Raw genomic sequence first — 19,658 nt, forward strand, 5'->3', positions numbered from 1 at the left:
GGATACTGGAGTGCCGAGTCGGAGCTTCTATCGCCATCGCAGAGGATGACGCAGGCCCAGCCGACCTTGCTCGTCCCAGTCATCCCACCCTGAGAAGGGGATCGTCGACTCCCCTTCCAGGCCCTTGAGCCTGGCCCGCCAGTCGGCCTTGGTGCTTTCGAGGTGCCGGCAGAATGCGGTCTCCTCCTGATAGGCGAGGCCGCCGCCCTGGATGCCGAAGGCGAGCTGTGGTGGCAGCACTTCGAGGCCCAGGTAATACAGGGAACAGTGGAAGGGGTACATCAGCCTAACAATGTCTCCCGCTCTGCCAGCGGGCTCGAAGGCTTCCGCCGGCGATCCTGTCGTCACCGCGCAGATGGCGCGTTTGCCCTTGAGTCGCCCGTGATCATAGCGGCGACTTCCGGAGTACATCCCTCCGTACACCATCACGCGATCGAACCAGCCCTTGAGCATGGCCGGTGGTCCATGCCACCACAGTGGAAACTGAAAAATCACCAGCTCTGCCTGTTCCAGCCGTTGGATTTCTCTTGCCACATCCTCGGGAAGCTGTCCTCCTTCGAAGGCATGGCGTTGTTCCGTCAGTGCCCTAAACACCTGCGAATCCTGGCGATTGCGATAGTGGCGAGGGTGTTCAATGGCATCGAAGCCTTCAGCGTACAGGTCGCTGATGACCACCCTATGGCCCTGGGAGGTCAGAGTGTCGGCGGTGATGGCGGTCAAGGCGCCGTTCAAGGAGTGGGGTTCAGGGTGACAGTGAACGATCAGGACATTCATGGTCGACTCCGTTGCGGTGGGTGTGGTTCAGGCTATGCCTTACACTTGTGCAACAAAATTCCCTATTCTTGTCGGTAGGCTTTGCAAAAATGAACAGTTGGGACGACTTGAGGACGGTGCTCGAGATTTCGCGCTCGGGCTCTCTCTCAGGGGCGGCACGCCAGCTTGGCGTCAGCCACGCCACCGTGTTTCGGCGCTTGCGAAACATCGAGCGGCGCCTGGGCGTGCTGTTGTTCGAGCGCTCACCCGGTGGTTACCAGCCCACCTTGGCGGGGGAAGAGATGGCGCAGGCGGCAGCGCGCGTGCACCAGGAGGTAGAAGGGGTGACGCGCCGCATCCAGGGGAGGGATCAACGGCTGGAGGGCGTCATTCGCGTCACCCTGACAGACTCCTTGCTGCAGGGGCTGCTGATGCCGGTATTCGAGGCGTTCCAGCAACGCCATCCCGCCATCGTGCTTGATGTCTCGGTCTCCAATGCCCTCTATGATCTGGCTGCTCGCGACGCCGAGGTGGCGATTCGGCCCTCCAACCAGCCGCCCGAGACGTTGGTGGGTCGGCGAGTCGGTTCGATCCGCCAGGCGATCTACGTGGCTCGCGATGGCGACATCTCCGAGCCGGGCGATATTACCGCCTGGATCGATCAGGGACAGCGCCCCGACGATGCGGCGCTGGCGGCTTGGATGGAAGACAAGGTCGAGCAAGCGATGGTCCGCTTCCGTTGCGATAGCCTGCTGGGGCGGCAGCAGGCCGCCAGGCGTGGCTTGGGGGCGGTGGTGCTTCCTCGTTATCTGGGCGATGCTGATGTCGGCTTGAAACAGGTAGGAGATGAGTTGGAGGCATTGGCGGTCGACCTGTGGCTGTTGGCCCACCAGGACATGCGTCAGGTCGTGCGTATACGCCTGTTTCTCGACTTTCTTGCCGAGTCGCTCAGGGCGAGGTTGGCGCCCGGGGCGGCAGACCCAAAGCGCTAGGCCAAGCCTTGGTACCCGCCGTAGGGTACCGCTACGACTTTGGACAAGACCCACCGGCCGCGAAACAAGGAGAGCGATCATGACGACAGCACCGGTACGCCCGCAGATACTCGCCTTCGATATCTTCGGCACTGTGGTCGACTGGCACGGGAGCATCGTCCGGGAGGTCGAGGCGCTGGGTTTGCTCACGTCGCCAGGCGCCTCGGCACCGATGACGCCCGCGGACTTCGCCAGAGCCTGGCGCGCGGGCTATCGGCCGGCCATGGACAGGGTGATGTCCGGCGAGCTTGGCTGGACGCGTATCGACGACTTGCATCGGATGATTCTCGATGAGCTGCTCGATCGCCACGGGCTGGCACTGGACGAGGCGGGCAGGGCCCATCTCAACCGCGCCTGGCATCGTCTGGCGCCCTGGCCCGACAGCGTCGAGGGGCTGTCACGGCTCAAGCGCGGCTTTACCCTGTGCACCCTGTCCAATGGCAACCTGGGGCTGCTCGCCAATATGGCCAAGCACGCCGGCCTGCCCTGGGACCTGATCCTGTCCGCCGAGGTCTTCCGCGCCTACAAGCCCCATCCCGACACCTACCTGGGAGTGGCCGAGGTCTTCGAGGTGGCCCCCGAGGAGGTGATGCTGGTGGCCGCCCACCAGGATGACCTCGACGCCGCCCGCCGCTGCGGCCTCAAGACCGCCTACATCGAGCGTCCCCATGAGTTCGGCGAAGACGCCCCCAAGGCGGTGGAAGGTTCGCCCGACAACGATTTCCACTGCACCTCGTTGATCGATCTGGCCGATCGTCTGGGCGCCTAGTGTCATCGCTATCCAGTCGTGGCGTGGGCGCTGACAGCGCCCGATGGCGGCAGGTGCGGCACCAGGTCGATGGTGCCGAAGGACTCGAGCGAGACCCACACCACGAAGGCCGCGTAGACCACCAGCAGACAGATCGACTCGCGCCGCGACAGGATCATGTGGGTGCGCATCATCAGAAACAGCAGCACCGTGGCGAAGGTCAGCGCGGCCATCATCGGCGCCGCCAGCGAGAAGTCGATCACCGCGGTACCGGCGATCAGCACGCCTGCCGGGATGCACACCAGCAGGTCGAAGGTGTTGCTGCCTAGCACATTGGCGATGCTGGTGACGCCGCGTCCCTGGCGTGCCGCGCGGATGGAGACGAAGGCATCGGGAATCGAGGTGCCGGCCGCGACCACGGTGATGCCCCACAGGAAACTCGGGGTGCCGAAGATCTCGCCGAAGTTGATCGCCGCGCGCACCAGCCCCTCGACGCCGACCACGATGACCACCAGCGACAGCGCCAGTCGTCCCCACTCTCGTCCCGGGCGGATGTCGCTGACGTCCTCGTCGGATTCATGATCCAGAGTGTCCTGGTACTGCACAAATAGGTAGAGCCCGTACAGGGCTACCGGCATCAAGGCCAGCCAGCGGGTCATCTCGCCCTGGATGCTGCCGCCCTGGGGCGAGGTCTCCACCGGATGGTAGATGGCGGCGAAGGCGAAGGTCAGGGTCAGCACCGCCACCGCGATCATGTAGAACTGGGCTTCCTTGTAGACCAGGTCGCGATTGGCCTGAAGCGGTGACTTCGAGGCCAGCCCGCTGAGCCCGGGAATCACCAGGATATTGAACAGCGCCGAGCCGACGATGGCCGCCACACCGAGCTCGAACTCGCCGTGGACCAGGGTCGAGATGGCGGTGGTGGACAGCTCCGGGAAGCTCGAGCCTACCGCCACCACGATGGCACCCTGAACGATTTCCGGCAGCCGGTAGTAGGCCGACAGGCGCTGGCTCGAGTGTTCGAGCAGACCGCTGCCCTTCCAGATGATGGCGGTGGCGATGATGGCGACCAGCGTCCAGAGCAAGATGGCGGACATTCCCTATCCTTGAGCGAGAAGTGGCCCTGTCAGCTTAGCCTTCCTGATCGCTCGCGCAAAAGACAGACGCTGGCTATCGCGGCACCATCAGGAACAGCCCGGAGAGTAGCGCAAACAACAGGACCCCCTGACGCAGGCGCTTGGCATCCAGACGCTGGTGCATGATTCGGCTCAAGACGGTACCGATCAGCAGAGGAGGAAGAAGAGCGAGCGCCCACCACAGCTGTGCCTGTTGCACGGCACCTGCCATGGCGAGAATCAACAGTGACAGTACCTCGCCGACCACGAAGCAACAGGCAATGGTGGAGCGTAGCTCGGGACCCGGTCGATGCTGGTAGAGCAGGGCCAGGGGAGGGCCACCGACCCCGGTGGCGGTTTCGGTGACACCGGTGATGGCACCCACCGTGAGGCAGGCGCCGGTGCCCGGTCGAAACACCGGAGCAAAGAGGGCGACCAGCACCGCGAGCACGGTGGATGCTCCGATCAACTGGTTGAGCCCCTGAGTGCTCAGCACCATCAACACCGCGAGCCCGGCCAGGGTGCCTGGCAATCGTCCAGCGCTGATCCAGGCGCTGCCGCGCCAATCGATGGCCTCGCGCTCGCGCAGCGCCACCAGGAGATTCAGCGGAAGCATCAGGACCAGCAATGCCACCGGCAGCAGAGTCGGTGCCAGAATTCCCAGCACCGGGGCCACGATCAGCGCGAAACCGATACCGATGGCTCCCTGGACGAAGGACGCCAGCAGGGTGGCTACGGCGGCGATCGCATAGGTAGTGGTCGTTAGCATCGGGGCTCCCCATTGCCTCGCTGCCTGAAGGGCGTCGTTTCACCAGCTTTTCCATGGCGCTCGCGATGCACCTCGGAGGTCGGATGGACCCGCTGGATCGGTGCCTTGTTGATGGCGGCGGGAGCCACCTCGCGGACCTCGGCAAGCAGTGCCCGTGCGTCCCAGTCCACTGGCCAGCCTTGCCAGAGTCTCAGTCGGCCAGCGGTGAACACGGCTTCGATCTGATCCCGATTGCCGTAGCGCACAAGTTCCCAGGGCCGGTCCCAGGAAGGCGTCATCTCAGGCACCTCGAGATCCACCAGCAGGAAGTCGGCGGCTTTATCCACAGTGATGTCGCCGGTGATGCTGCCAAGCCCGCAGCACTCGGCGCTGCCCTGGGTAGCGTGCTCCAGCCAGCGCCAGCCACCGCCACAGGAGCTGTCGCCGGTAGCCAGACCGAAGGCCATTCGCTGGCTGGTCTCGGCCGCATCCATCAGGCGAAAGCCATCACTGCGGGTACCGTCTGTACCGAGCCCGAAACGGATGCCAAGCGCCGCCATCTGCAGGGCGGGCGCCACCGCGTTGCCTTTCCAGCTGCTGGCGACCGGATTGAAGGCCACCGCGGTATCGGTATCTCGCAGCAGATTGAGTTCGTCTGGCGTGACCAGGGTGGCGTGGGCGATCAGGGTCTGTGGGCCGAGTGCGCCCACCGCATGCAGATGCTCCAGCGGCCGCTGTGAGCGCGTTACCAGAGAACGTTCGACCGCCTGGAGGTGCTCGTTGACGTGGCTCTGGAAGATCGCTCCCTTGTCGCGGCATAGCGTGGCGACGTCATTGAGCATATCGTCGCTGGCCGCTTCGGGAATGGAAATTGCCAGGGATGGATGGATCAACGCGTGGTCGCGGTAGTCCGCCAGGTGGGCCACGGCACGGTCGAGAATGGCGTTGCGTTGCCGGGGCGAACCGCTACCGCCCCGATCATTGCAGATCATGCCGAGCACGCAGCGAAGCCCACTTTCTTCGGCCGCCTTGGCGAGTGCGCCGATTTCCCCCGCACTGCGGGTGCCCGCGTCCACCGCAGTGGTAAAGCCTCCACGCAAGGCCTCGAGTGCCGCCAGTTTGGACGACAAGTGAAGCAGTCGCTCGTCCAGGCTGGACTCCAGCGGCACCCAGATGCGTCGAAAGATTTCGGAGGGTTCCCCGAACACCAGCGACTTGCCCAGTGACTGGGTCAGGTGATGGTGGCTGTCGACGAACCCCGGCATCATCAGGTGTCCCGGCAGGTCGATCGGGGACAACGTCGGATGACGGGCGACTAGGGCTTCCTTGGGTCCGATATCGATGAAGCACCCGGCGCTCGTCACGACTCCCATGTCACGCTGAATGCTTCCATTCGCGAGCAGTTCTCCAGGGCACAGCAGCAGCTCGCTGGCCGAGAGTCGCTGGCGCAGTTGCTGATCGAGCGTCATGAATCTGTCTCCGGAGCTTCGGTGTGGGAGGGCTGGGTCTCGCGGGCGCTGTTGCCGCTGCCCAGGTGGTAGAAGGCCAGGTTGACGATCACCGCGGTGAGGGTGCCCATGGCCAGTCCATTACCCAGGATGATCTGCAGGTGGGTCGGGAAGGCTGAGTAGAAGCCCGGTACAACGATCGGCAGCAGACCCATGGCCAGCGCCGAGGCCAGGGTGAAGAGGTTGCCGTGCTCATTGAAGTCGACGCGGCGCAGGATGTTGATGCCCATGACCCCGATGATGGCGAAGACGATGACGGCGGTGCCGGCCACCACCGGTGTCGGCAGGGTGGCGGCCAGTCGGCCCAGAGGTGCCAGCATGGCCAGCAGGATCAGCAGACAGCCGGCGGCGATGGTGACATAGCGCAAGCGCACGCCAGTGGCCCGGATGATGCCGATATTCTCGCCGCTGGTGATGATCAGCGAGGTGCCGAGGCACCCGCCGAACAGCGAGCCCAGGGCGTCGGCGCGAATGTTCCTGGGAACCAGGGCCTTGGCGTCGCCACGCTTGCCGACGATTTCGGCGGTGGCCATGGTCTGGCCGGTGGCCTCGGTCATCGACACCACGCTGAAGATGATCAGCGGCAGCGACGCCAGCAGGTCGAACTTGGGCATGCCGAAAGGAAAGAGTTGGGGCAGGGCGATCAAGGGGCCATCGAGGATGCCCGCCACGCTGAGGTGACCGAAGGCTGCCGCGATCAGCGCACCCATGACAAGTCCGATCATCACCGAGATGCGACGCAGGGCGCCGGTAAACACTCTGGCACTCACGACGATGCAGGCGATGGTGGCCAGCGCCAGCAGAATGGTCGAAGGGGCAGCGAAGTCGGGGCTGTCAGGGCGCCCGGCGATGAGGCCACCGAAGATCTTGACCAGGTTGATGGCCACCAGCAGCAGCATGGTGCCGATCACGATGGGCGGAAAGAAGCGGAGAACTCGGGTGAAGAAGGGCAGTGCCAGGAAGTAGAACAAGGCGGTCAGAATCACCGCACCGGTTGCGGTCTGGATATCGGTGGCCTGGGCGATCGCCAGAAAAATGACGATGGGGGCACCGCCAGGTACCTGCACGAACGGGAGTCTCGCGCCGAAGCCCAGTACCCCGATGGATTGCAGCAGGGTGCCGAGGCCACAGGCGAGGAAGGTGGCGCTCATCAGCGGTACCGTGACGTCAGGTCCGAAGCCCAGCGCCTGGCCGACCAGGAAGACCGCCGTGATCGGTGCGGCTGCCATCACCAATACGTGCTGCAAGCCGTAGAGGATGGCGGCCTTCAGTGGCAGCCGTTCATCCACCGGATCGACGGAATCGGTGCGAAGAGGAGAAGACATGGGTGGCCTCATTGTTGTTGTCGTTCAAGAATGTGCGTCCAGGTGTTTGCCGAACCGCGTTTCTTCTGCGGGTTTCAGAGGAAAGCTAGCGCTGAGTTAGTGTGCGCGTCTATCATCGTTTTTCGTGAGATGTGTTGCCGAAATGGCAACGATTAGTGAGCCAGCCATGGTCTGACGAATCAGGAGACACCGCGTGCCCTTGATGACCACCGCGCTACGCTATTTCGATGAGGTTGCCCGACAAGGGTCGATCCGCAGGGCCGCAGACCAGCTCCATGTGGCAGCATCGGCGGTCAATCGCCAGATCCTCAAACTGGAGGACGAGCTTGGCGTACCGCTGTTTGAGCGGCTTCCCCGCGGCCTGCGCCTGTCCTCGGCGGGCGAGCTGCTGGTCTATCAGGTGCGACAGTGGCAGCGGGACGAACGTCAGCTGCTGGGGGTGCTGGACGATATCCGTGGCACCGGTACCAGTGAGGTGCGGGTCGCGTCGGTGGAGTCAGTGACCGACCGCCTGCTGCCGGTGACCATTCGGCGCTTCATGGAGCGCTATCCTCGTGTGCGTTTCGACCTGTCCACCGATCTTACCGACCCCATCATCGACGCTATCCTGTCGGGAGAGGCTGACATCGGACTTTGCATCAATCCGCCGTCCAACCCCCGTCTGCGTACCCTGCGACGGCTCGAATTGCGTTTCGGGGCGGTCATGGCGCCGTGGCACTCTCTGGCCAAGGCGAGCGAGCTTCGCCTCAAGGATTTCGAGAACGTCCCGGTGATCTTGCCGGACCAGGCAATGTTTCGTGGCTCTACTCTGGAACGCGCGCTGTCCACTCAGGACGTGCGACTCTCCGCCGTTGCCGCGTGTGGCCGCATCCTGAGCATGAAGTCGCTCGCCAGAGAGGGCGTGGGCGTGGCGTTTCTCAATCCGCTGGATGTGACTCGTGAACTGGCCGAGGGGGAGCTTGTCTTTGTGCCTTTGCGGGATCGCGGTATCGCTGCGGCACAGTTGGAAATGTGTGTGGCCAAGGATCGGCCGCTGCCTCTGGCCATCGCCGTATTCGCCGAAATGCTGGATGAGGCGCTGAAGGAACTGGATGTCGCCACCACCGTCTAGGGCTTGTCTGAAAAGTGCCTGCGCTCGGTAATACGGCGTTAAAAATCGGATCAAAATGCTCATTTACACCCCGTAAACTGCGCTTTCTCACCGATTTTTGCCTTGTCTAACCTTCGCTCGTCGACTTTTCGGACAGCGCCTAGTCACTCGCGTCACGCGAAGTAGGTCTTCAGACTGCCGAGATGGCACTGCGGGTGCTATGGTGTCGGTCATGGATTGCTTATCTGGTCGTGGTTGCCACGGCCTCACTGCCGGAGACAAGGATATGACACGGGGAAAGATGGGATGGGCCGCTGTGGCCATGCTGACACTGGCTGGCTGTGCGTCGACCTCACAACCGCAGACGGCGGCCGAGATGTTCGACTGCGACGCCCTCAATCAGGCCGTGGCCAGTGCCGACAATGATTTCACCGACATCAAGGGACGCTTCGACGACACTCGGCTGACCCGCAGCTGGGAAACCGATGTCCAGGCCTTCCACGACTCCTGTCTGATCACCTCGGCGCAGCGCCCGGATCACTACTCCTGTTTCGGACGGATGGACAGTGACGACCCGCGTGGTGCCCTGGTGGCCGGTGGTGAGGCCCTTGGCCAGTGCCTGGGCAGTGACTGGACCTCCACCCGCGAGACGTCCGATCGTCTGGTCTTCTCCAGGGCCGGCAGCGACACCACCGTGACGCTGGAAACCTTCCTCAACGACCGCGGCCGCCGTATGGGCAGCCTGGATGTCTGGCAGCATCCGGATGATCTGCGTCTGGAGTCCACCGACGGCTGACTGCCGCTGTTGGACCCATGACGGGTCCATTGACTGCACCAACGACAGGGCCCGTGCCGATCGGCACGGGCCCTGTCGTTGTGGCCTTGGCGTTTGTGCTGCTTGCGCAGGCCCTCGTCAGCGGCGAGGGCCCGACGTGATTGAGCCTAGCGCCAGCCGACGCGATCGAAGATCTTGACCGCTTCCGGGTTGTTCTTGCCCAGCACGCTGACGTTGACCTCGTCCTTCTTGAACTCGCCCCAGGAGCCGAGTACCTCGTCCACGGCGACGCCCTCGACCACCGGGAATTCGTGGTTGCCCACGGCGAACAGTTCCTGAGCTTCGTCGGAGGCCAGGAACTCGAGGAAGGCGACGGCGTTGTCGTGGTTAGGTGCACCCTTGACCAGGCCGGCACCGCCGACGTTGACGTGGGCACCACGGTCATCCTGGTTGGGGAACAGGATCTGCACGCTTTCGGCGGCCTCGCGCTCGTCGGCGTCGTCGGAGGTCAGCAGACGCACGTAGTAGTAGTGGTTGGCCACCGCCACGTCGCACTCGCCGCTGGCTACGCCCTTGATCTGGTCGCGGTCGCCACCCTCGGGGTCGCGAGCCATGTTGTCGACCACGCCCTGGGCCCACTCTTCGGCACCTTCCTCACCGTGGTGCTCGACCATCGAGGCCAGCAGTGACTGGTTGTAGATGTTGTTGGAGGAACGGATGCAGATCTTGCCCTTGAGGCTGGGATCGGCCAGCTTCTCGTAGCTGTCGACCTGCTCGGGCTCGATGGTCTCGGGGTTGTAGAAGATCGCCCGCACGCGCTGGCTGAAGCCGAACCAGTCGCCTTCGGGGTGGCGCATGCTCTCGGGCAGGCGCTCGTTGAGCACCTCGGAGTCCACCGGCGCGAAGATGCCTTCCTCCTCGGCGCGCCACAGGCGGCCGGCGTCCACGGTCATCATGATGTCGGCGGGGCTGGCCTCGCCCTCGCGCTTGATGCGCTGGATGAGCTGGTCGGAATCGCCCTGAAGCACGTTGACCTCAATGCCGGTCTGTTCGGTGAAGGCGTCGTACATGGCCTGGTCGGAGTCGTAGTGACGTGCCGAGTACACATTGACGCTGCCGTCGGCGTAGGCGAGACCGGAAGCGCCGGCCAGGGCGATGGCGATGGCAAGACGAGAGACGTTGGACATCGGAGACCTCGAGTGGCGGATGGAATGATAATACGTGTCATTCGGTGTCCGTATTGAACGACCTCCCGGGCACGGCGTCAATCACTGTGCCTCCTTGGGCTGATGTAGGGTGCTTCTCTCGGCATAGTGGAGGGGGCACGATCGATGTACTGATGGGGGCTACGTCGGGGGCGGATACCTCCGACCATCGGGCGCTCCAGCCTGGCGCTGCGCCCCCTGGCACCCGCTGCTTCGGGAGCCGGCAGGGCGGCGAGGCTGACCCACTAGCGCGGGAGATATCGCACAGGCAAAGGAGAAGGCGTGTCGAAAGGATTCGCGTTACCATGGCCAATCCATCGGCTTTCGCCGTCGTCCATCCGACCTTCGACACGCGATCCCCTCCATGACCTCACACCTTGCCAGCTCCGCCACCGTTTCCGAGCAGACCTTCGAGGAAGGCGTTGTCGCCGATCCTCTGCTGGCTGTGCGCAATATCCAGCATCGATACGACAGCAAGCTTGCCGTCAGCGACGCCTCCTTCGACATCGCGCCGGGCGAGGTGGTGTGCCTGCTCGGGCCGTCGGGCTGTGGCAAGACGACGCTGCTGCGCATCGTCGCCGGACTCGAGGCGTTGCAGCAGGGGGAGCTCAAGTTTGACGGCCAGACCCTGGCCGCACCGGGGCGCCCCCACGTGCCGCCGGAGAAGCGCAGCGTGGGGCTGGCCTTCCAGGAATCGGCACTGTTTCCCCACTTGAGCGTGCTCGACAACGTGACCTTCGGGCTCAAGGGGATGCCGGCGCGGGCGCGCCGTGAACGAGCCCTGGAACTGCTCGCTCAGCTGGGTATGGACGGCTACTCCGAGGCCTTCCCGCACACCCTGTCCGGTGGCCAGCAGCAGCGGGTGGCCCTGGCCAGGGCCCTGGCGCCCTCGCCGCAATTGATGCTGCTGGACGAGCCTTTCTCGAGCCTCGACGCGCGTCTCAGGGACCGTATCCGCGATGACACCCTGCACGTGCTCAAGCAGGTGGGCGCAGGCACCCTACTGGTGACCCATGACCCCGAAGAGGCGATGTTCATGGCCGATCGCATCGTGCTGATGCGCGATGGTCGGGTGGTGCAGGTAGGCACGCCGGAAGAGCTCTACTGCGCGCCGGCCGACCCCTTCGTGGTGACCTTCTTCGGGGACGTCAATCGCCTGGAAGGCGTCGCCCAGCGTGGCTATGTGCATACCGCGGTGGGGCCCGTCGCCACCGACCTGCCTGACGGCGCCCGCGCCCAGGTGCTGATGCGCCCGGAGGCGCTCAGGGTGGTGGAAATCGAGAGCGACGGCCAGCACGCCCACCACAGCCACGTGCTGATGGCACGACTGCTGGGGCGTTGCAGTCTGCTGCACCTCTGCGTGCACGGTATCGATGGCCAGGAGGCCCACATGCACGCCCGGGTACCTGGGGTCTTTCTGCCGAGGGAAGGCCAGGCCGTGCAGGTCAGTCTCGACCCGGCCCAGGTATTCGTGTTCCCCGCCGAGGCGTCCGGCGCCGAAGCCGTCTAGACCCCCTGGCCCCGGCGCACCAGGGGTGGGGACTATTCGTATCCAGTCGTATCCAGTCGTATCCAGCAGGGGCCAGCGTCAGTCGCTGGCCTGGCCCGGGCGTGAGCGGCGCATCGCCAGGCTCAGCAGCACCACCGGAATGATCCCCACGGCAACGATGGCCAGGGACGCTGTCGAAGCCTCGGCCAGGCGTTCGTCAGCGGCCAGGTTGTGGGCTCGCACCGCCAGGGTGTCGAAGTTGAACGGGCGCAGGATGATGGTGGCCGGCAGCTCCTTCATCACGTCGACGAAGACCAGGATCCCGGCGGCCAGCAGGCTGCCGCGCATGATCGGCGTATGCACCTTGCGCAGGGTGCCGGTGGCGGTCTCGCCGAGGGTGCGGGCGGCCGCGTCCATCGACGGGGTGACCTTGCCCAGGCTCGCTTCCACGGCGTTGAACGACACCGCGAGAAAACGCACCACATAGGCATAGATCAGGATAAAGGCGGTACCGCTGAGGATCAGGCCGATCACCTCCCCGGTGGCGGCCTTGTACAGCTGGTTGAGCTGGACGTCGACCCAGGCGAAGGGGATCAGGATGCCTACCGCCACCACCGACCCCGGAATCGCGTAGCCCAGCGAGGCCACCCGAGTGGCCGTGCGGGTCAGCGGGCCCTGTTCGAGTCGGGCGCCATAGCTCAGCACCACCGCCAGCCCCACCGCGATCAGGGCGGCGACGGCTGCCAGCAGCAGGCTGTTGCCGGCGTACTCGAAAAAGGCGCTGCCCAGCACGCTGTCTCCGGCCTTCAGCGCCATGTACCCCAGCAGCAGGCAGGGCAACAGGAAGCCCACTGTCACCGGCAGCGCGCAGGCCAGGGTGGCCGCCCAGGCGCGTGCACCGCTTAGACGGTACTCCGGTAGTTGCTGGTAGCGGTGAGAGGTGTGGTGGAAGCGGCGCTTGCCCCGGGACCAGCGCTCCAGCAGCACGAACAGGATCACGAAGGCCAGCAGGCACGCCGCCAACTGGGCGGCGGCGACCTGTTCGCCAAGTCCGAACCAGGTGCGATAGATGCCGGTGGTGAAGGTATCCACGCCGAAGTACTGCACCGCGCCGAACTCGTTGAGGGTTTCCATCAAGGCCAGCGACACGCCCCCCACCAGCGCCGGTCGCGCCAGCGGTACCGCCACCTGGGTAAACATTTGCCAGGGGCCGCGGCCCAGGGTGCGTCCCACGTCGAGCATGCACACCGACTGCTCGAGGAAGGCCGCCCTGGCCAGCATGTACACGTAGGGGTAGAGCACCAGGGTGATCAGGGTGGCGGCACCCGGTAACGAGCGGATGTCGGGAAACCAGTAGTCCCCGCGGGACCAGCCGAAGGCTTCGCGCAGGGCCTCCTGCACCGGCCCTGCGTACTGCAGAAAGTCGGTGTAGGCGTAGGCGATGACGTAGGTGGGTACCGCCAACGGCAGCAGCATGGCCCATTCGAACAGGCGCTTGCCGGGAAAACGGCACATCACTACCAGCCAGGCGCAGCCGGTACCGATGGCCAGGGTACCAAGGCCGACGCTGAGTACCAGGAACAGGGTGTTGAGCAGATAACGCGTCAGCACAGTGTCGGCCAGGTGACGCCAGATATCGCCGGCGGGCACCAGAATATGGGCCAGGATCACCAGCACCGGCAGTGCCACCACCGCGGCGACAGCCAGCGTCAACCAGCCCCAGCGCGAAAGCCGCCGGGAACGAACCTTGGCCACGGAATGAGTACTGCTGGACACGGACGGACTCCTGCTGCGGGCACCGCTGACGGACGGGAGGCCAGATCATACCAGTCCGTGCCGGCGGCTGCAGTTGGCCATCAAGGGGAGGCATGGAGGCGCGCACCAAACGGAAGTGAGACCTTGGCTCGGCGGGCTTTGAAAGTGAATAACTATTCATTTATTTTAAGAGGCATCTCAAAAGAGGGTAAATGTCATGCGCCCACGCGACGACACCAAGCGGGTGGCACTGCTCGAGGCGACCCTGGTCGAGGTCACCGAGCACGGCTTCGGCGTGGCCTCGGTGGCCCGTATCGCACGTCGCGCCAGGGTGTCGCCCGCCACCCTCTATATCCACTTTGCCGACAAGGACGCCCTGCTGGAGGCGACCTTTGTGCACGTCTGTGACCAGCTGATCGATACCGCCCTGGAGGCCTTCGATGCGGCACTCGAGCTGCGCCAGGCGCTGCGCGAGATGTGGCATGCGCTGTTTCATCTGGCCCTCGACCAGCCGCGCCTGTTTCGCTTCCACGACGCCTTCAGCCATTCGGTATGGATGAATGATCGGGTCCGCGAGCGCAACGATATGCGCCTGGCGCCCTTGCTCGATGCCATCGCCCAGGGGCATCGGGATGGCGTGCTCAAGCCGGTTGGGCTTGCGCTGCTGGAAAGCTTCATGTTCCGCCCGATCTACCACCTGGTGCAGAGCCAGGGGAGCCACCCGTTCGAGCCCACCCACACCAATATCGACCAGGCCTTTGCGATGGCCTGGGACGCCATTGCCGTTCGCCACGACAACCCGCGTCCCTGACGCCTCAGGAGCCCCCATGACCTTCTCTACGTTTCCTCCGACGTCGCGCCTTGAGCGCCTGCTGGCCAGGTTCAGTCTGCTTGCCGTCGTGGCGCTTGTCGCCGGCTGTGAATCCGACCAACCGCCCTTGTCCCAGCAGCAGGTACACCCGGTGAAGCTGGTGTCGCTGGACGCCGGGCGCCAGGGCATGTTGATGCGTTATCCCGGCCAGGTGCAGGCCTCGGAGCGTTCGGAGCTGTCGTTCCGGGTCGGTGGGGAGCTGCGCGAGCTGGCCGTGCAGCCGGGGGATGAGGTGGAAGCGGGGGACCTTATCGCCCGCCTCGATGATCGTGATGCCAAGAGCCAGCTGGCCAACGCCCGTTCGAGCTACAACCTGGCCGAGGCGACCTACGAGCGTATGCGTATCTCGCTGGAGCGTGGTGCCATCAGTCGGTCCCGCTTCGACGAGGCGCGTGCCGAGTTTCTGTCGGCCCAGGCCCAGCTCAAGCAGGCCCAGGACCAGCTCAGCTACACCGAGCTCAGCGCGCCCTTCAGCGGCGTGATTGCGTCGGTCCCGGTGGACAACTATCAGGTGGTCGGTGCCCAGCAGACCATCGCCGAGCTGCAGCAGCCGGGATCCATCGACGTGACCTTCCAACTGCCTGAGCAGCAGGTCCGCCGGATCAATGACGAGCGCGCCCAGGCGGTGCAGGACGGCGAGGATGCGGTGGTCTGGGTGACCTTCGCCGAGAACCAGCAGCAGCGCTACCCGGCCCGCTACAAGGAGCACGACAGCAGCGTCAGCCAGGGGTCGCTGAGCTATGAGGTCACCCTGACCTTGCCTGAACCCGACGACATCACGGTGCTGTCGGGCATGAGCGCCACGGTGCTGCTGGACATGAGCGCCCTGACCGGTGATAGCCAGGATCCCTGGCGGGTGCCGGTGGCGGCGGTGGCCACGCGGGAATCGCAGCCTGACCAGGCGGTGGTGTGGCGCTTCGTGCCCGACGACGAGTCCCGCGCCGATGGCCCTGGACGTGTCGAGGCGGTGCCGGTCGTGCCGGGGCGCATCACCACCCAGGGGATGCTGATCGAGGGCGAGCTCGAGGCCGGCGACCGGCTGGTCGCCGCCGGTGCCGAACGCATGCAGGAAGGACGCAGGGTACGACCCTGGATCAAGGAAGAGGGGCTCTGATCGATGGTCGACTACTTTCTGCGCCAGAAGGTCATCAGCTGGATGATCACCCTGCTGCTGGCCGTCGGCGGGGTGGTGTCTTTCTTCGGGCTCGGGCAGCTGGAGTTTCCCGAGTTCACCATCCGCAACGCCATCATTTCGACCCAGTACCCCGGCGCCACGCCAGAACAGGTAGAAGAGGAGGTCACCCTGCGCCTGGAGAAGGCGATCCAGCAGATGCCCGACCTGAAGCGGGTCAGCTCGGTCAACGCCGACGGCCTGTCGCAGATCACCGTGGAGCTCGAGAACACGGTGCGCGAGCACGAACTTGCCCAGTACTGGGACCTGCTGCGGCGCAAGATCAGCGACGTCCAGGCCGAGCTGCCCCCCGGCGCCGGGACCTCCATCGTCAACGATGACTTCGGTGACGTCTTCGGCCTGCTGTTGACCCTGACCGGCGAGGACTACAGCCAGCAGGACCTGGAAGACCACGCCGACCTGCTGCAGCGGGAGCTGCGCCTGGTCGACGGGGTCAAGAAGGTCGCCATCGCCGGCACCGTGCAGGACCAGGTGGTGGTGTCGCTGGACCGTGACCGGATGCGCGCGCTGGGGATCTCGCCACAGCAGTTGAGTGACCTGCTCAACGCCCAGAACGTGGTGGGCGACGCGGGCCATATCAAGCTCGATGGCCTGTCGCTGTCGGTGCAGCCCACCGGCGAGTTCGACAGCGTCGAGTCGCTCGAGCGGCTGGTGGTGGGCCGTCCCGGTGACGGCCTGATCCGCCTTGGCGATATCGCCGAGGTCACTCGCCAGACCACCGATACGCCCCAGTTGCTCTACCACGCAGGGGGGCAGTCCGCGCTGTCCATCGGCATCTCGTTTGGTTCCGGCGTCAACGTGGTGGAGGTCGGCGAACGGGTCGAGAAGCGGCTTTCCGAGCTCGAACAGCGCATGCCGCTGGGCATGGAACTGGCCACCGTCTACCACCAGCCCGAGGTGGTGGAGGACGCGGTCAACGGCTTTCTGATCAACCTGGCCGAGGCGGTCGGCATCGTCATACTGGTGCTGTTGCTGTTCATGGGGGTGCGTAGCGGGCTGCTGATGGGCCTGATCCTGCTGCTGACCATCCTCGGCACCTTCATCATGATGTCGATTCACGGCATCCAGCTGCAGAAGATCTCGCTGGGCGCCTTGATCATTGCCCTCGGCATGCTGGTGGACAACGCCATCGTGGTCACCGAGGGCATGATGATCGGCCTTGCCCGGGGCAAGACCAAGCGCCAGGCGGCGCTGGAGGTGGTCGGTCAGAATCGCCTGCCGCTGCTGGGTGCCACGGTCATCGCGATCACCGCCTTTGCTCCCATCGGGCTGTCGCCGGACGCTACCGGCGAGTTCGTCGGGTCACTGTTCTGGGTATTGTGCTATTCACTGTTCCTGAGCTGGATCACCGCCCTGACCCTGACCCCCTTCTTCTTCGATCTGTTCTTCAAGGAACGCATCGAAGCGGGCGAGGAGGGGGATAGCGATCCCTATCGTGGCCTGCTGTTCCGGGTGTTTCGCCGCCTGCTGGTCCTGGGGATTCGGTTCCGCTACCTGACATTGGTGCTGGCGGTGGCGCTGCTGGCCGGTGCCTTGTCGCTGTCGGGGCAGGTCAAGAACGCCTTCTTTCCCGACGCCACCACACCGCTGTTCTTTGCCGATGTGTGGTTGCCGGAGGGCACCGACGTGCTGGAGACCGAGCGCACCATCGCGCGCCTCGAGACGCAGGTGCTGGAGATGCAGGACGTGACCCGGGTGACCAGCGTGATCGGTGGCGGCGCACAGCGCTTCACCCTGACCTATGCCCCCGAGGACCGTTATGCGAGTTTTGGTCAGCTGATCGTCGAGACCGAGGACCGCGCGTCCCGGGAAGCCCGCATGAAAGAGGTGATCGAGACCCTGCGCGAGGACTTCCCCCGGGTCCAGTACAAGGTCCAGGCGTTGCAGGTCGGCCCCTCGGCCAAGGCCAGCATCGAGGCGCGCATCTACGGTGACGATCCCGAGACCCTGCACCGCCTGGGCGCCGAGGTGCGTGGCATCTTCCAGGACGAGCCGATGACCGACAGCATCCGGCTGTCCTGGAGCAATCGCGAGAGCGTCATCGTGCCCGAGTTCCTCGAGCAACAGGCACGTCGCGTCGGAGTCACCCGGGACGCCTTGCACCAGGCGCTCAGGCTCAACAATGACGGCGAGCAGGTCGGCGTCTACCGCGAAGGCAGCGAGCTGATTCCGATCGTGATGCGCTCCCGGGAGGACCAGCGCCACGACATCGACAACCTCAGCGCGGTCAACGTCTGGAGTGAAGAGCAGGGACGTTATCTCAGCGCCGGCAACGTGCTCGGCGAGCTGCACACCGAGCTGCGTGATCCGCTGATCAAGCGTCGCGACCGGCGTCGCATGCTGGCGGTGTACGCCGAGCCGATGCCGCTGTCCGGCGAGACCGCTGCCAGCGTGCTGGCGCGGCTGCGTCCCCAGGTCGAGGCCATCGAGCTGCCGCCGGGCTATGCCATCGAATGGGGCGGTGAGTACGAAACCGCCAGCGACGCCCAGAAGGCGCTGCTGTCATCGCTGCCCATGGGCCTGCTCGGGATGTTCATCATCACCGTGCTGCTGTTTGGCCGGCTGCGCCAGGCGCTGGCGATCTGGTCGATCGTGCCGCTGATGCTGATCGGTATCATCGGTGGCCTGGCGTTGCTCGGGGCGCCCTTCACCTTCATGGCGCTGCTCGGCACCTTGAGCCTGATCGGCATGGTGCTGAAGAACGCCATCGTGCTGATGGAAGAGATCAACGTGCAGCGTGGCCAGCAGGACAATGCCCACGACGCCGTGATCCAGGCCGCGGTCAGTCGTGTGCGGCCGGTGACCATGGCCGCCGTGACCACCATGCTGGGGATGCTGCCGCTGTTCACCGATGCCTTCTTCGCCTCCATGGCGGTGGTCATCGTGTTCGGTCTGGGAGTCGCCACCCTGTTGACCCTGGTGATCCTGCCGGTGGCGTATTGCACCCTGATGCGAATTCGCGCCGACTGATCCTACCGCCGCTGTCTAGCCGCCGGCTCCCTGAACGCTGGCCCCATGGGGGCCAGCCTCGTCGGCGATGGGGGACCAGGGGGCGGCTGACACGCCATCTGGCTGCGTCGACGGGGCCCGCTCCACCAGCCAGGAAGAAACCAGCGGCCACAGGGTGTCACGGTGGCGGCGGCGAAATCCTTCCAGGTGCCCCAGCACACCACTGCCCATTACCCTGGGAGACAGCTGCAGGCGCTTGATCGAAGCCCCGGTGAAGTAGCCTGCCAGCAGGTCGATGCTGTCGCTGCTGGCGTAGGGGTCGTCGTCGAGCCCCACCACCAGCAGAGGTAACGCCACGCGGGCGAATCGCACTTCGGCGTTGAGTTCCGGGTCGTCGAAGAAGTAGCGCGGCAGGCTGGTCCAGCGACTGCACTGGCGAGCCACACCATCGGGCACGTCTTCACCGATACCGAGCCGTCGGCAGGGCACATAGCCTTTGATGCGGGACAGCAAAGGAAACACCAGTTTGAACAGCATCCAGGCGCGCAGCCTCAGCCAGGGTGATGAGATGAAGCGCAGACAGCTGGCATTGCAGGCGATCAGCACCGCGCCGCTCAAGTGTCGACTGGCGTCGCCCAGGCCGATGGCATGGCCACCGAAGCTGTGACCGATGGCAAGCAGCGGCAAGTCCGGCCAGTGCTGGCGAGCCCACTGGGTCACGCTGTCGGCGTCTAGCTCGGCCCAGTCCTGCATGCGCACCCCCAGTTTCTCGAGATGCTCCGGTCGCGACCGCCCGATGCCGCGATAGTCGTAGCTCAGCACGTGGAAGCCTTGCTCGGCCAGGAATAGTGCGAAGGCCTGATAAAGGCGTTGTGACACCGCCGAAGCGGAGTGAATGATCACCACCCCACGTAGCGGCTGTGTGGCCTCGAAGTGGCTGGCGCCGAGCGGATAGGCATCGGAGGCGGAGAGGGTGAAGCGGGTCACGTTGGCCATGATGCTGCCCTTGCACAGAGTGTCTAAGAACTCTTAATACGATGCAGGAACGGCGTCGAGGCTTTACCCAATCAGGAGCGCGAGGGGATGAAAAGTCGAAGAATATGC

16 protein-coding genes are annotated in these 19,658 nt (G+C 64.8%); 8 read left to right on the forward strand and 8 right to left on the reverse strand.

Annotated elements, in window-relative coordinates; translation table 11 throughout:
* Positions 1-27 precede the first annotated feature (27 nt).
* Positions 28-774, reverse strand: coding sequence for an NAD(P)H-dependent oxidoreductase (locus NFG57_RS01810; protein ID WP_287163403.1), 747 nt, complete (start codon positions 772-774; stop codon positions 28-30).
* Between the two features lie 89 nt (positions 775-863).
* Between NFG57_RS01810 and NFG57_RS01815 the strand changes: the two genes are divergently transcribed.
* Positions 864-1,745 (forward strand): LysR family transcriptional regulator, encoded by an 882-nt coding sequence (locus NFG57_RS01815; RefSeq protein WP_287163401.1) that lies wholly within the window; start codon positions 864-866, stop codon positions 1,743-1,745.
* A 79-nt stretch (positions 1,746-1,824) separates the two neighbouring features.
* On the forward strand, positions 1,825-2,553 hold the full coding sequence (locus NFG57_RS01820) for a haloacid dehalogenase type II (RefSeq protein WP_287163400.1): 729 nt from the start codon (positions 1,825-1,827) through the stop codon (positions 2,551-2,553).
* Positions 2,554-2,561: 8 nt separating this feature from the next.
* On the opposite strand, the gene NFG57_RS01825 is transcribed toward NFG57_RS01820, so the two are convergent.
* The 4 genes from NFG57_RS01825 to NFG57_RS01840 all read right to left on the reverse strand — a co-directional run bounded on the left by NFG57_RS01825 (position 2,562) and on the right by NFG57_RS01840 (position 7,228).
* Positions 2,562-3,629: a sodium:calcium antiporter gene (locus NFG57_RS01825; RefSeq protein WP_348815220.1), complete on the reverse strand. Its 1,068-nt coding sequence runs from the start codon at positions 3,627-3,629 to the stop codon at positions 2,562-2,564.
* Positions 3,630-3,702: 73 nt separating this feature from the next.
* Positions 3,703-4,416 (reverse strand): sulfite exporter TauE/SafE family protein, encoded by a 714-nt coding sequence (locus tag NFG57_RS01830; RefSeq protein ID WP_348815221.1) that lies wholly within the window; start codon positions 4,414-4,416, stop codon positions 3,703-3,705.
* Positions 4,410-5,864, reverse strand: a complete 1,455-nt coding sequence (locus NFG57_RS01835) for an amidohydrolase family protein (RefSeq protein WP_348815222.1) — start codon at positions 5,862-5,864, stop codon at positions 4,410-4,412. The genes NFG57_RS01830 and NFG57_RS01835 overlap by 7 nt, the downstream gene beginning before the upstream one ends.
* Positions 5,861-7,228, reverse strand: coding sequence for a solute carrier family 23 protein (locus NFG57_RS01840; RefSeq protein WP_348815224.1), 1,368 nt, complete (start codon positions 7,226-7,228; stop codon positions 5,861-5,863). Before NFG57_RS01840 ends, NFG57_RS01835 begins: the two co-directional genes overlap by 4 nt.
* A gap of 202 nt (positions 7,229-7,430) precedes the next feature.
* Here NFG57_RS01840 and NFG57_RS01845 point away from each other — a divergent pair, with 202 nt between their 5' ends.
* Both NFG57_RS01845 and NFG57_RS01850 read left to right on the forward strand, forming a co-directional pair.
* Positions 7,431-8,339: a LysR family transcriptional regulator gene (locus NFG57_RS01845; protein ID WP_239452541.1), complete on the forward strand. Its 909-nt coding sequence runs from the start codon at positions 7,431-7,433 to the stop codon at positions 8,337-8,339.
* Positions 8,340-8,604: 265 nt separating this feature from the next.
* Positions 8,605-9,114 (forward strand): hypothetical protein, encoded by a 510-nt coding sequence (locus NFG57_RS01850; RefSeq protein WP_146164618.1) that lies wholly within the window; start codon positions 8,605-8,607, stop codon positions 9,112-9,114.
* 146 nt (positions 9,115-9,260) lie between these two features.
* Here the strand turns inward: NFG57_RS01850 and NFG57_RS01855 are convergent, their stop codons facing one another.
* Positions 9,261-10,280, reverse strand: a complete 1,020-nt coding sequence (locus NFG57_RS01855; RefSeq protein WP_348815225.1) for a Fe(3+) ABC transporter substrate-binding protein — start codon at positions 10,278-10,280, stop codon at positions 9,261-9,263.
* Between the two features lie 382 nt (positions 10,281-10,662).
* On the opposite strand from NFG57_RS01855, the gene NFG57_RS01860 reads away from it, so the two are divergent.
* A complete protein-coding gene (locus NFG57_RS01860; protein WP_045991380.1) occupies positions 10,663-11,808 on the forward strand; it encodes an ABC transporter ATP-binding protein in 1,146 nt (381 codons plus the stop codon).
* 78 nt (positions 11,809-11,886) lie between these two features.
* On the opposite strand, the gene NFG57_RS01865 is transcribed toward NFG57_RS01860, so the two are convergent.
* Complete coding sequence (locus NFG57_RS01865) at positions 11,887-13,542, reverse strand: iron ABC transporter permease (protein ID WP_231498506.1); 1,656 nt, start codon at positions 13,540-13,542, stop codon at positions 11,887-11,889.
* A 217-nt stretch (positions 13,543-13,759) separates the two neighbouring features.
* Between NFG57_RS01865 and NFG57_RS01870 the strand changes: the two genes are divergently transcribed.
* The 3 genes from NFG57_RS01870 to NFG57_RS01880 are packed head-to-tail and all read left to right on the forward strand — an operon-like array spanning position 13,760 to position 18,575.
* A complete protein-coding gene (locus tag NFG57_RS01870) occupies positions 13,760-14,353 on the forward strand; it encodes a TetR/AcrR family transcriptional regulator (RefSeq protein WP_348815226.1) in 594 nt (197 codons plus the stop codon).
* 16 nt (positions 14,354-14,369) lie between these two features.
* A complete protein-coding gene (locus tag NFG57_RS01875; RefSeq protein WP_108131137.1) occupies positions 14,370-15,527 on the forward strand; it encodes an efflux RND transporter periplasmic adaptor subunit in 1,158 nt (385 codons plus the stop codon).
* A gap of 3 nt (positions 15,528-15,530) precedes the next feature.
* Positions 15,531-18,575 (forward strand): efflux RND transporter permease subunit, encoded by a 3,045-nt coding sequence (locus NFG57_RS01880; RefSeq protein ID WP_348815227.1) that lies wholly within the window; start codon positions 15,531-15,533, stop codon positions 18,573-18,575.
* Positions 18,576-18,590: 15 nt separating this feature from the next.
* Here NFG57_RS01880 and NFG57_RS01885 read toward each other — a convergent pair whose 3' ends face one another.
* Entirely contained in the window at positions 18,591-19,550 is a 960-nt protein-coding gene (locus NFG57_RS01885) for an alpha/beta fold hydrolase (RefSeq protein ID WP_213229982.1), read from the reverse strand.
* Positions 19,551-19,658: the final 108 nt, after the last annotated feature.

Origin of the sequence: Halomonas sp. H10-59 (genome assembly GCF_040070555.1) — a bacterium.
GTDB lineage: Bacteria > Pseudomonadota > Gammaproteobacteria > Pseudomonadales > Halomonadaceae > Halomonas > Halomonas litopenaei.

Excerpts from the sequence above, each read along its gene's own strand:
- NFG57_RS01810 (WP_287163403.1), bottom strand. The coding sequence starts at position 774 with ATGAATGTCCTGATCGTTCACTGTCACCCTGAACCCCACTCCTTGAAC.
- NFG57_RS01815 (WP_287163401.1), top strand. The coding sequence starts at position 864 with ATGAACAGTTGGGACGACTTGAGGACGGTGCTCGAGATTTCGCGCTCG.
- NFG57_RS01820 (WP_287163400.1), top strand. The coding sequence starts at position 1,825 with ATGACGACAGCACCGGTACGCCCGCAGATACTCGCCTTCGATATCTTC.
- NFG57_RS01825 (WP_348815220.1), bottom strand. The coding sequence starts at position 3,629 with ATGTCCGCCATCTTGCTCTGGACGCTGGTCGCCATCATCGCCACCGCC.
- NFG57_RS01830 (WP_348815221.1), bottom strand. The coding sequence starts at position 4,416 with ATGCTAACGACCACTACCTATGCGATCGCCGCCGTAGCCACCCTGCTG.
- NFG57_RS01835 (WP_348815222.1), bottom strand. The coding sequence starts at position 5,864 with ATGACGCTCGATCAGCAACTGCGCCAGCGACTCTCGGCCAGCGAGCTG.
- NFG57_RS01840 (WP_348815224.1), bottom strand. The coding sequence starts at position 7,228 with ATGTCTTCTCCTCTTCGCACCGATTCCGTCGATCCGGTGGATGAACGG.
- NFG57_RS01845 (WP_239452541.1), top strand. The coding sequence starts at position 7,431 with ATGACCACCGCGCTACGCTATTTCGATGAGGTTGCCCGACAAGGGTCG.
- NFG57_RS01850 (WP_146164618.1), top strand. The coding sequence starts at position 8,605 with ATGACACGGGGAAAGATGGGATGGGCCGCTGTGGCCATGCTGACACTG.
- NFG57_RS01855 (WP_348815225.1), bottom strand. The coding sequence starts at position 10,280 with ATGTCCAACGTCTCTCGTCTTGCCATCGCCATCGCCCTGGCCGGCGCT.
- NFG57_RS01860 (WP_045991380.1), top strand. The coding sequence starts at position 10,663 with ATGACCTCACACCTTGCCAGCTCCGCCACCGTTTCCGAGCAGACCTTC.
- NFG57_RS01870 (WP_348815226.1), top strand. The coding sequence starts at position 13,760 with ATGCGCCCACGCGACGACACCAAGCGGGTGGCACTGCTCGAGGCGACC.
- NFG57_RS01875 (WP_108131137.1), top strand. The coding sequence starts at position 14,370 with ATGACCTTCTCTACGTTTCCTCCGACGTCGCGCCTTGAGCGCCTGCTG.
- NFG57_RS01880 (WP_348815227.1), top strand. The coding sequence starts at position 15,531 with ATGGTCGACTACTTTCTGCGCCAGAAGGTCATCAGCTGGATGATCACC.
- NFG57_RS01885 (WP_213229982.1), bottom strand. The coding sequence starts at position 19,550 with ATGGCCAACGTGACCCGCTTCACCCTCTCCGCCTCCGATGCCTATCCG.